Here is a 14,828-nt window from a genome sequence, read left to right as displayed (position 1 = left end):
AAAATATTTATTTAAATTTATCAAAATGCTAAAAATTAAGCTTTTCATCTTTTAAAATCACTATAAAAAATAAAATCATTTTAGTTTATGTATTTTTATAAAATATATAAATTTAAAATTAAGGTTCAATTATAACAGTGCTAGGAGATTATATTTTAGTTGCTTATAGGCTGCATTTATCATTTGTATTTTATAAGTTTTAAAAGGCTTAACGCCTTTTATCTTAGCTTTATTTTTTCAGACAATTCTATCTAAAAAGAAAAGTATTAAATTTATTGATTTTATATAATATGCAAATTAATTGCTTAAATATCATCTTTGATAGCATGAAAATTACTGAGTATTTTATAACCTTAAATACTTTTTTATAAGCATTATTATTAATTCTCGATTGTTGATTAGCTAAATCTTTATATTAAAATAGTTACAATAAAAAACATAATATATAATTTTTAATATTTTACAATAATTTAAATTTTTAATTTTAACATATACAAAAATACAAAAAATTTAAAGATTTTACTACTTAAAATAAATATGCCTTTTTTAGATTTTGATGAGATAACAGCTGGAACTTATTGTGAGATATCTTAAAAATGGTAATATCTTTAGTAAATTTTTTACACAAAAAGGCTTATAAATCATTTAGCAACCAAATATCGATTTAAAATATCTCACAAGTTATTATAAAAATTTTTAATATTTACCTTATAAAGACTAATTAAAAACAAATGGCTTAAATTTATAACTTTATCTTTTAAGCATTGTTTATGTAAATATTAATTATAAAATATCTACATAAAATCAAGCTATTTTATTTTAAAAATTTTTACCTATTGTTCTTCTTTAATTTTTCTCTTTGCTAGTCCCATCTGCTCATAAGCATCAATTTCTTTTTTATAAGAGGCAGAAATTTTCTTAAGTTCTTTATTTAAAAAACTTACAGTTTGAGGACTTGCATTTATATTTGAAGCCAGAGATGCCACAAATTCTAATTTTTTCTTTGTAGCTTCATCTAATTCTTTAGAGGTTTTAGAACCTAATTTATGTGTAGCAACATATATTTTAACTAACTCCTGTAAATCAGAATCGCTTAAATTCGGATCAGCTGCTGCTGCAATCATATTGTCTAAATTAGTATCAAATACTTTTTTAGCTTTTTTTGGCTTAGCAGTAGGAATATTTTTATCTTTTTTAGATATTTTTTTACTACTGCCACTCGTAATAAGATAAGCAATCAAGCTTAAAAATAAAAAGAGTGCTAAAGCGACGCAAAAAATTACCATAAAAATATAATTCATTAAAGCCTACCTACAAAATGACGTTTTCTTCTTGAAAAATACGCTAAAACAAGCATAGCAATAAAAATCCAATAAACATAATTAGGAATTTGAACTGCTTCTCCAGCTGCATAAGAGTGCATACCGGTTAAAAAATGATTCACACCAAAATAAGTCATAGCGACAACCCAGTAAGCAAACATACTCCATAAGGCAAAGATAAATTGATTACAATACTTAGGAATCATTCTAAGATGTAAAATTGCAGCATAAACTAAAATAGTTATTAGAGCCCAAGTTTCTTTAGAATCCCAACTCCAATATCTTCCCCAGCTTTCATTTGCCCAAATTGCACCTAAAAAATTTCCAGCTGTAAGCAAACAAAGTCCTAAAATCATAGCCATTTCATTGATTCTAGTAGCTTCTGTAATATTTCTTAGAATATTAGGATTATATTTTCCATCTTTTTTAAGAAAGCACATTAATAATAAAACGAAAATACCCAATAAAGCACATAAACCTAAAAATCCATAACTAGCAGTTATGACAGATACATGTATACTTAGCCAATAAGAATTAAGAACAGGTCTAAGATTTGTAATTTGAGGATTTATCTCATTTAAGTAAGCCACCATTAATACTATGCCCGATAAAATTGAAGTAAGAGATAAGGCTATAGGACTTTTTTTAGAGAAAAATATCCCAGATAACGATAAAGCCCATGCAATATAAATCATACTCTCATAAGCATCGCTCCAAGGTGCATGTTCAGATAAATATGCGCGAAGGATTAATCCTATGGTATGAATAACAAAGGCTAAAATATTTAAAGTATAAACAATTTTAAATATCTTTGTTATTTTTAAATTTGGAGTAATCATTTTAGCAAAAACAATTACCAAAAGTAAAATTCCTGCGATCAGATAAACAGGAATTAATTTTGAGAAAATTTTAATCTTATTTGAAAAAATTTCAGTCTTGATTTTATTTTCACTTGGCATAACTCTATATCCAACTTTGCTTTGATATTCTTTAATCAATTCCAAAGCTTTATCTGCCTTAGTCCAATCATTGTTTTTAAAAGCTTGATCAACAGCTCCAAAGTAATTTCTCACTAAAGCTAAAACAATCTCTCCTTCTTCCCCTTTTAAAGTTGTGATTGCAGAATAAGGCGCCAACCAAAGATTATTTTTGTCATTTTGTACAGGAATAAATTTAAAAAGCTCACCACTAAAAACCAAATTAACAACATTGGCTCTCTCATCTAATTTTATAATCTCTTTATCAAAAGTATTTCTAGTGTTTGGATTTTTTCTGTTTGCATTTTCTACATATTTTTGAAGCTTATAATGATTGTTTTCGTCAAAAAAATCCCTATAAGAAATATATTTTTCATCAGGAACCTTTAGAATTTTAGCAATATCTCTACGAATAGTACTATCGCTAGGCATCAAAATGAAAGGTTCATTTTGCCATTTATCCACACCTATAAGCATAGAAAGCATAATTGCATTAGCATCTTGACCCTTATAAGTATCACTTTGATGAATTTTTTCTAAAATTTCTCTTGATAGGGTATCAAAAGGCATCATTCTGCCATCTAAAGATTTTTGCAAAACCAAAGAAGCAAGTGCTTTAGAATGTTCTGGACTTACAACAGGTAAGTCATTATCTTTGGCAAAAGCTTTATTTGCTCCACAAAAAATAAAAAATACCAATAAAAAAGCTCCGATATTTTTCAAAGAATCTTGATTTATCAATCTTACTAAAGTTCTAAATCTTGAATTTGGATTAAAGAAATTTAAAAACATTCCCAAAATTAATAAAAAATAACCTATATAAGTTGGAGTTTTTCCTGGATCTTTATTAACTGAAAGAATTGTTCCTTTTTCATCTGAATCGTAAGAATTTTGATAAAATCTATAGCCATTATAATCTAAAACATTGTTCATAAATATTCTATAATCAAAATTTTTACTTCCATCTTTAACTGTAATTTCACTTGCATAAGAAGCAGCTGACATAGATCCTGGATAGCGTTCTAAGACAAATTTATTTAAATAAATTTCAAAAGGTAATTTATTATAAGAAAGTCCCCAAGAAATAAAAAATTTCTGCCCTTCTAATTCGATCATTACAGGTTTATCGTATTCAAAAATATAAAAATCTTTACTTTTATTTTTATAAGTCAATTCCAGTTTTAAAGCTTTTTCACCTTTTAAATTTAGGGCTTGATATTCTTTACTCATTGCAAAATCTTTAAATCTTAAAAGCCATGAAGTTTTCCAATTTTGTGGCTCTCCGAAAGTTGAAACTAACATTGTTCTAGCTAATTCCATCCAAGAATATTTAAACCATAACCAAAAACTTTCATCTTGGGGTCTATTGACACCTTGAATTTCACGATCTCCATGTAAAGAAGCAAATTTTATAACAAAATTTAAATCACCGATATTATAAAGTCTAAGATCTTTAGCATTTTGAGTCTCTGTAGCTTTTAAGATAAAATTTTTACCTTCTTTCATGTTAAACGCATTTAAATCTTTACTTGAGCTTAAATTTAAATTTTGATCAATTTTTACATAAGGTTTTGCAACATTGTCATTCATAAAAGAAAAATTTATCCCATCGATATTTTTAATTTCTCCTTTTTTAAATTCCATTGTTACACCTTGCATATTTTTTTGAGAAAATGTTATGGCAAGTAAAGGATCTGAAGTATTGTTTTCTTTATAAACATAATCAGCATCTAAAATCAAATCTTTATATTTTAAAATCGCCTTATCATTACCCATATTTAAAGCAAGTTTAAAATGATTAGCAAAAGGCAAATTCCCGATATAGCGATCATTTACAACACTATATTGCTCTGCGTCTTTAATAGCGGAAATACGAACTGAAGTTTTCAAACTCTCTATTAATGAATTTTGCGTATGTTCTCTAATAGATAAAGTTCCTTCAAATCCGAAATATCTAGTAATTCCAGCCCCTACAAGAATAAAAAGGAAAGATAAGTGAAAAATCATTAAAGGTAACTTTTTTAAATTAAACATTTTATAGCGAAACATACCGCACAACAAATTAACACCTAGCAACAATTGAATATATTCAAACCAAAAAGCATCATAAATCATAGCCCAAGCAGTAGGAGTTCCATAAGAACTTTCTATAAAAGTAGCCAAAGCACAAAATAGAGCAAAAAGTAAAAATAAAATTATCGAAATTCTTAAATCCCCTACACTTTTAATTATTCTTTTCATGTTTTAATGTCCTTTTTTACAATCCTAAATATTTTTTTCTGATATCATCATTTCCAATTAAATTTTTAGCTTTGTCTTGCATAGCAATTTTGCCATTTTCTAAAACATATGCATAATCACTTATTTTTAAAGCAGAATAAGCATTTTGTTCAACTAAAAGTATAGTTATACCTTCATTTTTTAAACGAACTATAATATCAAAAACCTCACCAACAATTTTAGGCGCCAAGCCTAAAGAAGGTTCATCGAGCATTAAAAGCTTTGGCTCACTCATTAAAGCCCTTGAAATAGCCAACATTTGAGCTTCTCCACCGCTTAAACTTCCAGCCATGCAATTTTTTTTACTTGCGAGTCGTGGAAATAATTTATACATTTGCTCTCTTAAATGTTCATAGTTTTCACTATTATTATAGGCTCCGATTTTTAAATTCTCCTCAACACTAAGATTGATAAAAACACGTCTTCCTTCTGGAACTAAAGCTATACCTTTTTGAACTAAGGTATGAGTTAAATGCCTTTTAGTATCATAACCTAAAAAATTAACTTCTCCGGTGCGTTTAACAGAATTTAAAAGAGCATTTAAAGTAGAAGTCTTACCTGCTCCATTCGAACCTATAAGTGAAACTATATTACCTGTATCAACCTTAAAATCTATGCCTTTAACAGCTTCAATTAAACCATAATATACATGCAAATCTTTAACTACTAGCATCAAAATCCCCTAAATAAGCAGCGATTACCTCTTTATGTTCAACCGCATCGCTTAATTTTCCTTCAAAAATTGTCTTCCCGTAATCAAGGACTAAAACCTTATCGCAAAGCTGATTAACAAATTTCATATCATGTTCTATTAATAAAATACTAATTTTATATTTTTCTCTTAATTTTAAAATAAGTTCAGCTAATTCATCACTTTCGCTTGAATTCATACCAGCAGCTGGCTCATCCAATAATAAAAGTTTTGGATTTGTTGCCATTGCACGAGCAATTTCAACCTTTCTTTGCTGTCCATAACTTAAACTCGTAGCTTTTTCATTTGCTAGTTCTACTATTCCTAATTCTTCTAAAATATTAAAAGCTTTAAGATTAAATTCTTTTTCAACCTTATAAAAACGACCTAAATGAAAAAATGCCTCTAAAATACTATATTTCATTTGTTTATTAAAACCAATCATAACATTTTCAAGAACATTCATACTTGAAAAAAGTCTTATATTTTGAAATGTTCTTGCTATGCCTAAATGTACAATTTCATAAGGTTTAAGATGATTGATTTTTTGTTCTTGAAAAAACACTTCTCCACTAGTTGGTTTATAATTTCCTGTGATGATATTAAATAAAGTTGTCTTTCCAGCTCCATTAGGACCAATTAAACCAAAAATTTCTCCTTTGTTAATGCAAAAAGAAGTTTCATTAATTGCTTGTACCTCTCCAAAAGATTTAGTGATATTTTTTAATTCTAGTATCATTTAAACCCTTTCTTTTTAGAGTTTTTATTTAAAAAGAAATTCAATTCTTTATCACCAAAAATTCCTCTTCTTGCAAAAAGCATAACTAAGATTAACACCAAAGAAAATGCAACCATACGAAGACCTGGCATAGATTCGATATTAATATTTAAAATATCAATTTTAATTTGCAATTCATCTAAAAATCTTAACCATTCCATACCGCCTATAACCAGTATAGAACCAATAATAGCTCCAGTAGTTGAACCAAGCCCGCCTAATACAATGATAATTAAAAGCACAAAAGTAAATTCAAAACCAAATTGTTCAGGAGAAACTGATCCAAGAAGACATACCAAAAGTCCTCCACCTACTCCTTCCAAAAAAGCAGAGGTTGAGAAAGCAAGAGTTTTAATCCAAAAAGTATTAATACCCATAGCACTTGCAGCATCTTCATCATCACGTATAGCTTTCATAGCTCTACCAAATTTAGAATATACCAAATTTAAAATCAAAACAACTGCGACAATTGCAATACCACCAGTCCAGTATAAATTAGAAAATAAAGGAACACCATTTAACCCCATGGAGCCATTGGTTAAACTTGGAAAATTAATGGCTAATTTTTGTATAATAATTCCAAAACCTAAAGTTACAATTGCTAAATAATCACCTCTTACGCGAAAAACTGCAAAAGAAAGAATTAAAGATAAAACACAAGCACTTATTCCAGCAATTATAAGAGCTAAAATAAAAGAATTCGTATGCAAAGCTAAGATAATAGGACTAGGATCTTCTAGATTAAACAAATCATTTTTTTGATCAACGCTTAAAAGCACCAAAGCAGCCGCATAAGCACCAATAGCAATAAAGCCATTAGGTTCTAACGAAAATTGTCCAGTTACACCATTAATAAGATTATAACTCACAGCTAAAGTAATATAAATAGCAATTTGATTTAAAATCCCCATTCCATAACTATCAAAAAAATGTGGTGCTACTGCAATAAAAACAATAGCTAAAATAATATAAATTAAAGCAGAAAATTTCATCTTTATCATTTAAAACCTACTTTTTTCAAAATTTATTCCTAAAATTCCTGTTGGTCTAAAAAGCAAAATAAATACTAAAAAGATAAAAGCGAAAGCATCTTTAAAACCTGAAAGATCAGGAAAGAAGGCAACAACCATCACCTCAGTAAGACCTATAATCAATCCCCCTAAAACAGCTCCAACAACAGAACCAATTCCACCTAAAACAGCTGCTGCAAAAGCTTTAAGTCCAACTAGTGTTCCCATAGTAGGATAAACAGAATAATAATTGCTTGACCAAAAAATTCCTGCTAAAGCTGCTAAAGCTGATCCTAAAGCAAAAACAATAGCTATAATACGATTTGCATTTATACCCATTAAATTTACTGTTTGTATATCAAAAGCCAAAGCCCGAATAGCAATACCGTATTTGCTTTTGTATAATAAAATAAGAACAATAAGCATTACAATCAAAGTCACCAAAGGAACCAGTAAAGAACCTAAAGTCATGCTGATTTTACCTAAGGTAATCATTTTTTCAAAAACTGGAGGGACTGGAAATTGTTGTTCCGTCGAAGTAAAAATCATATTAAATAAATTTTGCAAAAAGAAACTAATTCCAATAGCTGTAATTAAAAGTGAAATTCTAGGAGCCTTTCTTAAAGGTTTATAAGCAATTTTATCGATAATCACTCCTATAAAAGAAGAAAAAATCATAGAAGCTATTAGAGCAACTATAAAAATCGCCAAAGTATAATGATTATCCAATAAAGTAGTATTGATAAATGGAGAAAGACAATTAATGAGTAAAAGTGCTATATAAGCTCCAACCATCATTATATCACCATGAGCAAAATTTATAAGCCTTAAAACACCATAAACCATAGTATAACCTACGGCAATAAGAGCATACATACTCCCTAAACTTAAACCATTGATAATTTGCTGAAAAAATAAAATAGAGTCCATTTTAGTCCTAAGGATTTATTATATCTTTATATATTGGTTTTTGATCTTTAATTTCTTTTACAATTATAGAACGAATAGCATTACCATTTTTATCAATACTGATAATTCCAGAAACGCCTTCATAATTTTTAGTTTGATGAATTTTATCATTAATACACTCACTTGTTAGTTGATCTTTACAAGCATTCATAGCATGAAGCATTACAAAATATGCATCAGCACCCATTGCTGAGAAAGCAGGAACATCTTTATCTTTTTTCTCTTTTTCATAGGCTAAAATAAAATCTTTACCTAATTTTGTCACAGGATTATAAGAATCAAAACTGTCGGTAAAAATATAATTATTAGACGCTTCTTTTGCTAATTTTATAAAAGTTGCATCTGCAACACCATCAGCAGAACCCATAGGAGTGTTTAAGCCTATAATTTTTGACTGTCTTGCAAATAAAGCCGCTTCACTATAATAAAGCGGTAAGTAAATAAAATCCGGATTTAAAATTTTAATCTGAGTTATTATAGCTCTAAAATCTTTATCTCCTGAATTTATTCTTAACACTTTTAAGATTTTTCCACCTTTTGCTTTAAATTCTTTTTCAAAAGCTTTTGCTAAACCTAAAGAATAATCAGTACTTTGATCTACTACTACAACTGCTTTTTTAAAACCAAATTTTTCACTAACATATTTTGCCAAAGAAGAACCTTGAAAACTATCCATAAAACACACTCTACTAGAATATTGTTTATTTTCCAAAAGTTTATCTCCAGTTGCTGCAGGTGCGATCAATGGAATTTTATTCTCTTCAGCCACCCTCATCACTTGCAAAGTATTAGCAGTAATCATCTCACCAATGATACCTAATACCTTATCTTGAGTAACAAGACGAGTTGCAGCACTTGAAGATTCTATTTTATCACCTTTAGTATCTAAAACTACCAATTTAACCTTATCGCCATTTTGCAAAGTTCCTTGCATCTTATTTGCGATCTCAATACCATCTAAGGCACTTTGTCCATAAGCTGCCGTAGATCCACTTAAAGGTAAAACTACCCCTAAATTAATATCCTTTGCTTCTAAATTTAAAATTAAAAATGCAATTAAAATTATTTTTTTACTCATAGGCTCTCCTAAGGTTTTATCAAAGTTTTATAAACCTGTTTGCCATTTTGAATTTCTTTTATAATAACAGGACGAACAGCATTTCCATTAGCATCAATACTTATAAAACCTCCAACACCTTCATAATTTTTAGTTTGATGAATTTTATCATTAATACACTCACTTGTTAGTTGATCTTTACAAGCATTCATAGCATTAAGCATTACATAATAAGCATCAGCACCCATTGCTGAGAAAGCAGGAAGATTTTTATCCCCTTTTTCTTTTTCATATTCTGCAATAAATTTTTTGCCACGATTTGTTGAAGGATTACTAGAATCAAAACTATCAGTAAAAATCACACCATTAACAGCACTAGATCCTAATTCTATAAAAGTTTTATTATTAACTCCATCTCCTGCGGTTAATAGTTTATCAAATCCTAGTTGCTTAGCTTGTCTAGCTATTAAAGCTGCCTCTGGATGATAAATTGGCATATAAACAAAATCAGGATTTAAACTCTTTAATTGCGATACTATAGCCCTAAAATCTTTATCTCCCGAGCTGATTATTAATTTTTTTAAAACTTTTCCACCATTAGCTTTTAAAGATTTTTCAAAAGCCTTTGCTAAACCCAAAGAATAAACATTACTTTGATCGATTATAATAACAGCATTTTTTAAATTTAGATCTTTAGTAATATAAGTTGCAAATTTATCACCTTGGAAACTATCGCTAAAGCAAACGCGAGAAGCGTACTTTTTACCATCTAAAAGTTTATCCCCTGAAGCTACTGGAGCTATAAGAGGAATTTTTTTATCTTCAATAATAGAAATTGCTTGAATTGTATTTGGTGTAGTAGTTTCTCCAATAATACCTAAAACTTTATCTTGAGTAATTAAACGATTAATACCACTCGTTGTTTCAAATTTATCACCTTTAGTGTCAATTATAATTAATTTAACTATATCGCCATTATCAAGCTTTGGATTTAATTTATTAGCAAGTTCAATCCCGCTAAAAACATCTTGTCCATAAGCAGCCACTGATCCTGTTAATGGTAAAACAACGCCTATATTAATTGTTTTTGCATATAAACTACAATTTATAAAAACAAGTATATTTAACAAAAAAACTACTTTTTTCATTTATTAATCCTTTTAAATTATTTTAAAAAAATATTATGCTCAGTTTTTTTAGGAGGTTCCTTTTCTATCAAATCTTTAACTTGTAAATCAAGAGCAAAATCACCTCCTTTAATATAAGCGATAATATTATCCATATCATCATGACTTAAATTTTTAGCATATAAGGCCATTTGAGAAGTCATAGTAGAAGTATTATCTAAAGTATAACCCATTAAAGCTGTTTTAATTTCTTCTGCAGACATATCTTTTAATGCTTTAAAGCGAGGACTACTTTTTTCGCCATTATCACCATGACAGATATTGCATTTATTATTAAAATAAATCTTTTTGGCTTCAATTAAATTATATTTTTTATTAGCATCAAAAGTATAGCCAAAAATAGATTTTAAGCTAACGCCAAAAAGTGCTACCATAAAAATAGAACTTGCAAAAAATAAACGAAAAATCATTATATTTCCTTAATTTATTTTACTCATATTGATATCATTTTTATTAAAATTATAACCATGGATATTTTTACCCTTTGAAGTTCCATAAGTATAATGTATAACTCCAGACACTTCAACATCTTTCAAAATTTCATCCAAAGCTGATGCACTACAAATATTTAAATAAACCATCATTAAAATAAAAAATAATATTACTTTCATATATACTTTCTATTAAAATTAAAGAGTTGATTATATCAAAAAAAGATAATCAATCTTAATGATTTCCTTTATGTAAAAAATAAAGACCTAAACAAAGTGCTAAAATAGAACCTGCCAAAAAAGTCATATCCATAGGTGTTGAAAATTTCATTTGCAAAACTCTTTGAAAAAAGTTTACAATTAAAACCATAATAATAACTTTCGCTAATTTATCTTTAAGTTGATCTAAACTATGTACTTCCAAAACTTTACTTTGTTTCATTTGCTTAAATTCTTCAATTTCGCTAATAAAAAGCTCATAAACACCGAAAGAAAAAATAAATAAAACTAAAGCCATCAAATAAAGATCTACAGCTCCTATAATCAAAGCAACAACATCTTCGTGCAAGTCAATATTTGTATTCAAACCAAAAAAATAATTATAAGTATACAAAATCACCTTAAAAACATCATAACTTGCAATAATAAAAAGTACAAAAGCACCTATTAAACCAAATATCACAGGTAAAATGGTAACAATACGACTCTTAATCAACAAAAATTCAAAAATTTTTTCTAGCATTATTATTCCTACTACTTTTTCAACTCTAGCCATTTTTGAGCAATTCTAACAGCATTAGTAGCCGCTCCCACGCGAATTTGATCAGCAACGCACCACAAATGTAATATTTTTTTATCATATTGATCAAGGCGAATTCTTCCAACATAAGTTTCATTAGTATCACTTGTAGTTAATGGCATAGGATATTTTTTATTTTTTGGATCATCTAAAACAACAATATTTGGAGTCTTTTTTAAAATTTGATATACTTTAGCAATATCAACTTCTTGATTAAAATGCATAGTAATGGATTCACTATGGCTTCTAAGAACTGGAACTCTTACACAGGTTGCTGAAATTTGAAGTTTTTTATGTAAAATTTTTTGAGTTTCATTAATCATTTTTAATTCTTCTTTAGTATAACCACTATCTGTAAATTCATCAATTTGCGGAATTAAATTTAAAGCCAAAGTATATGGAAAAGTTTGAGCTTTAAACTCATCTAATTTAAAAGCAAAAAAACTTTGCATTCCTTCAACTAACTCTTGCATTCCTTCCTTACCTGCTCCACTAGAAGCTTGATAAGTGCTAACATCTACTCGTTTGAGATCAAAGACATTATCTAGAGGTTTTAAAACATGTGCCATTTGTATCGTTGAGCAATTTGGATTTGCAATAATCCCTGTTTTTTTCCAATCTTTAATATCCTCAAAATTACATTCTGGAACGACTAATGGAACATCTTTATCCATTCTAAAATGACTTGTATTATCAATAACTACAGCTCCACACTCAACAGCAAATTGTGCATATTGCTTACTTATATTTCCTCCTGCACTAAAAAAAGCAATATCTACTGGATTTTCTTTAAAAGTATCTTCTTTTAATTCTTTTACTCTATAAATTTTTCCTTTAAATTCTATCTCATCACCTACACTTTTAGCACTCGCTAAAGGTAAGATGCTCTCAACTGGAAATTCAAGTTCTTCTAAAACATTTAAAAGCTCTTCTCCAACAGCACCAGTTGCACCAACTATGGCTATTTTTTGTTTTTTTGCCATTTTATTCCTTTATTTTATATTGTTCAATTTTTTTCTCTAAAACTTCAGCACTCATTCCAAGTTTATCCGCTGCTTTTTGCTTATCAAAACATTCTTCTTGTAAAATTTGTTCCAATAATTCTTTTTCCATTTGTTTTACATCTTTTTTAAAAGTTCTAGCCTCTAAAAATAAATCTTGAGATAAAATTTTATCCCCTTCACTTAAAATACAAGCACGTTGCACTATAGAAATAAGTTCTCTTATATTGCCTGGATAATTATATTCTAATAAAGTTTTTTCAGCTTCCTTGCTTAAACATTTATTTTCAAAATTATACTCTTGGCAAGTTTGCTCAAGAACTTTATTAGCGATTTCTAAAATCTCTTCTTTGCGCTCTCTTAAAGGTGGTATATTTATAGGAATAGTATTTAAACGATAATAAAGATCTGATCTAAAATCCCCATTTTTTATTTTTTCATCTAAATTAGCATTGGTTGCACTTATAATTCTTACATCGATTTTAATATTTTTAGTACTTCCAAGTCTAACAATCTCTTTTTCTTGCAAGGCTCTTAAAAGTTTTGCTTGTATTTCATAAGGCATTTCTCCAATTTCATCCAAAAATAAAGTTCCCCCATTAGCCATTTCAAAAAGCCCTATTTTAGTAGCATTAGCATCTGTAAAGGCTCCTTTTTCAAATCCGAATAATTCACTTTCTATTAAATTAGCAGGGATTGCTGCCATATTGATAGCTACAAAAGGTTTATCAAAACGTTGCGAATTTTCATGAATAAAACGAGAAAAAACTTCTTTGCCTACTCCACTTTCTCCAAAAAACATAACCGAAGCATCTGTTTTTGCTGCTTTTTTACTTAAATTTAAAGTTTGCTCTAGCTTTTCAGATGTAGAAAAAAAACCTGTATTCTTATGAGTATTTTGACTTTTAGATTTTTTATCAGAAGTTTTTTGACGTATGATCTTTGCACGCTTAATAGCTTCAACTAAAGTTTCTATATCAAAAGGCTTGGTTAAAAAGTCTTTAACCCCAAGGCGCATAGCCTCAATAGCACGATTTAAAGTTGCATTCCCTGTCATAATAATAAAATCATATTTATTTTCACAGGCTTTAACAAATTCAAGACCATCCATTCCAGGCATATTTATATCTGTAATAATCAAGTCCGTATTAGAATCAATTTTTTTAAGTGCTTCAGTAGCTGATTTATAAGATTTGATTTTAAATTCTTCATATTCACTTAAAGCTATTTCTAGAGATTTTCTCATATTAATATCATCTTCCACAATCACTAAATTCATTACCAACCTTTAGAATTTTTACAATAATAACAAAATAAGGCTTAAAGTCACTTTTTTTTAAGATAATATATCGTAGCACTTTTTAAACCAAAATCTACGTTAAAACGTAATGGTAAAATTCTAATATAAATTTCATTTTGAGCTCTCATAAGATCTGTTTTAGTAATATCTTTGATAGAAACATTTACACCAGTAAAACAATCAATTAATTCCTCTTTATGAGAATTTAAAAAATTAAGCTTGATATTTTTTGTCATATAATTATCGATTATACCTAACTCGGTTTTGGGAAATTGTTTTAAATCATTATTATTATAGGGTATTTCACAAGCAAATTCGCTGATAATATTTTTACTTTGAGTCATAGCCAAAGATATGTTTTGACTTTGATGAAAAAGAATTAAATTTTTACTTGAAAGTTCTGCCCAAAATATAAATTCATCTTGAGCAAAAATCTTCAAGCTTAAAAAAATCAATAAGCAAATAATTCTTTCCACTTGTCTGCATCGATTTTAAGTTCTACATTTACTCTATAAAGACCTTGATTGAAATTTTCATCAATAATACTTGCATTTTTAATCAATCCATTTACTTGAGCAGTAATAGTTGAACTTCTAAGCATAGCATCTTTAACAGTATCTTTACCATTTACTTTCACACCATAAAGCTTACTTGCAAGTTGTCGATAAGCATCTGTAATAGCAGCTCTTTTTGCTAATGCAAGTGCTTGAGCCGTAGAAACAGTATTCATTGGAGCAATACCTTCCCCAACAGCAGTAAAGCTAAGCTCACTATCAGTTGTATCAGGAGCTAACATTTTTTCTTGCTTGATGATATCACGTACATCATCTTTATCAACTTTTTGTACAATAATTTCTGGAGTCTGAGAATTTACAGAAGCATTACTTGCATTCTTACCAGCTACTCTATTAGTGCTTGGTACACAGCCAACAAAAATTCCTGCTACAACTAGCATCATAAAAATCTTTTTCATATTTACACCTTCAAAATTTTTTGTCATTAATTTAAAAGCAAAAAGCGTTCCAA

At 28.4% G+C, this 14,828-nt stretch carries 15 protein-coding genes; all 15 read right to left on the bottom strand.

Annotated elements, in window-relative coordinates:
- Window positions 1-833: 833 nt before the first annotated feature.
- From ACD570_RS04455 to flgP, 15 genes are read right to left on the bottom strand one after another with little or no spacing between them, the layout of a single operon-like run.
- Window positions 834-1,301, bottom strand: a complete 468-nt coding sequence (locus tag ACD570_RS04455) for a hypothetical protein (protein ID WP_200283242.1) — start codon at window positions 1,299-1,301, stop codon at window positions 834-836.
- Entirely contained in the window at window positions 1,301-4,540 is a 3,240-nt protein-coding gene (ccsA, locus tag ACD570_RS04450) for a cytochrome c biogenesis protein (protein ID WP_200283239.1), read from the bottom strand. Before ccsA ends, ACD570_RS04455 begins: the two co-directional genes overlap by 1 nt.
- Before the next feature lie 16 nt (window positions 4,541-4,556).
- Entirely contained in the window at window positions 4,557-5,252 is a 696-nt protein-coding gene (locus ACD570_RS04445; RefSeq protein WP_137623355.1) for an ABC transporter ATP-binding protein, read from the bottom strand.
- Window positions 5,239-6,009 carry an ABC transporter ATP-binding protein gene (locus tag ACD570_RS04440; protein WP_337209740.1) on the bottom strand — a complete coding sequence of 257 codons (771 nt, stop codon included), beginning with the start codon at window positions 6,007-6,009 and terminating at the stop codon, window positions 5,239-5,241. Before ACD570_RS04440 ends, ACD570_RS04445 begins: the two co-directional genes overlap by 14 nt.
- Window positions 6,006-7,049, bottom strand: coding sequence for a branched-chain amino acid ABC transporter permease (locus ACD570_RS04435; RefSeq protein WP_200283220.1), 1,044 nt, complete (start codon window positions 7,047-7,049; stop codon window positions 6,006-6,008). The genes ACD570_RS04440 and ACD570_RS04435 overlap by 4 nt, the downstream gene beginning before the upstream one ends.
- Complete coding sequence (locus tag ACD570_RS04430) at window positions 7,050-7,988, bottom strand: branched-chain amino acid ABC transporter permease (protein WP_200283218.1); 939 nt, start codon at window positions 7,986-7,988, stop codon at window positions 7,050-7,052.
- A gap of 7 nt (window positions 7,989-7,995) precedes the next feature.
- The gene (locus ACD570_RS04425) at window positions 7,996-9,105 is read right to left on the bottom strand and encodes an ABC transporter substrate-binding protein (protein WP_200283216.1); all 1,110 of its coding nucleotides are present in this window, start codon (window positions 9,103-9,105) and stop codon (window positions 7,996-7,998) included.
- Between the two features lie 8 nt (window positions 9,106-9,113).
- Window positions 9,114-10,232: an ABC transporter substrate-binding protein gene (locus ACD570_RS04420; RefSeq protein ID WP_200283214.1), complete on the bottom strand. Its 1,119-nt coding sequence runs from the start codon at window positions 10,230-10,232 to the stop codon at window positions 9,114-9,116.
- A gap of 17 nt (window positions 10,233-10,249) precedes the next feature.
- Window positions 10,250-10,681 carry a c-type cytochrome gene (locus ACD570_RS04415; RefSeq protein ID WP_200283212.1) on the bottom strand — a complete coding sequence of 144 codons (432 nt, stop codon included), beginning with the start codon at window positions 10,679-10,681 and terminating at the stop codon, window positions 10,250-10,252.
- Between the two features lie 9 nt (window positions 10,682-10,690).
- Window positions 10,691-10,882: a pyruvate ferredoxin oxidoreductase gene (locus tag ACD570_RS04410; protein WP_200283210.1), complete on the bottom strand. Its 192-nt coding sequence runs from the start codon at window positions 10,880-10,882 to the stop codon at window positions 10,691-10,693.
- 55 nt (window positions 10,883-10,937) lie between these two features.
- Window positions 10,938-11,444, bottom strand: coding sequence for a YqhA family protein (locus ACD570_RS04405; RefSeq protein ID WP_200283208.1), 507 nt, complete (start codon window positions 11,442-11,444; stop codon window positions 10,938-10,940).
- An 11-nt stretch (window positions 11,445-11,455) separates the two neighbouring features.
- The gene (locus tag ACD570_RS04400) at window positions 11,456-12,484 is read right to left on the bottom strand and encodes an aspartate-semialdehyde dehydrogenase (protein WP_417904159.1); all 1,029 of its coding nucleotides are present in this window, start codon (window positions 12,482-12,484) and stop codon (window positions 11,456-11,458) included.
- A 1-nt stretch (window position 12,485) separates the two neighbouring features.
- Window positions 12,486-13,781: a sigma-54-dependent transcriptional regulator gene (locus ACD570_RS04395; protein WP_200283188.1), complete on the bottom strand. Its 1,296-nt coding sequence runs from the start codon at window positions 13,779-13,781 to the stop codon at window positions 12,486-12,488.
- Window positions 13,782-13,828: 47 nt separating this feature from the next.
- Window positions 13,829-14,278, bottom strand: coding sequence for a hypothetical protein (locus tag ACD570_RS04390; protein ID WP_417904158.1), 450 nt, complete (start codon window positions 14,276-14,278; stop codon window positions 13,829-13,831).
- Window positions 14,254-14,775 carry a flagellar assembly lipoprotein FlgP gene (flgP, locus tag ACD570_RS04385; RefSeq protein WP_337198877.1) on the bottom strand — a complete coding sequence of 174 codons (522 nt, stop codon included), beginning with the start codon at window positions 14,773-14,775 and terminating at the stop codon, window positions 14,254-14,256. The genes ACD570_RS04390 and flgP overlap by 25 nt, the downstream gene beginning before the upstream one ends.
- Between the last annotated feature and the right edge of the window lie 53 nt (window positions 14,776-14,828).

The sequence above is a fragment of the Campylobacter sp. LH-2024 genome (assembly GCF_048270605.1).
In the GTDB taxonomy this organism is placed as follows: Bacteria; Campylobacterota; Campylobacteria; order Campylobacterales; family Campylobacteraceae; genus Campylobacter_D; species Campylobacter_D molothri.
The sequence above is the reverse complement of the archived record's forward strand: the minus strand, read 5'-3'. Positions and strand labels throughout refer to the sequence as shown.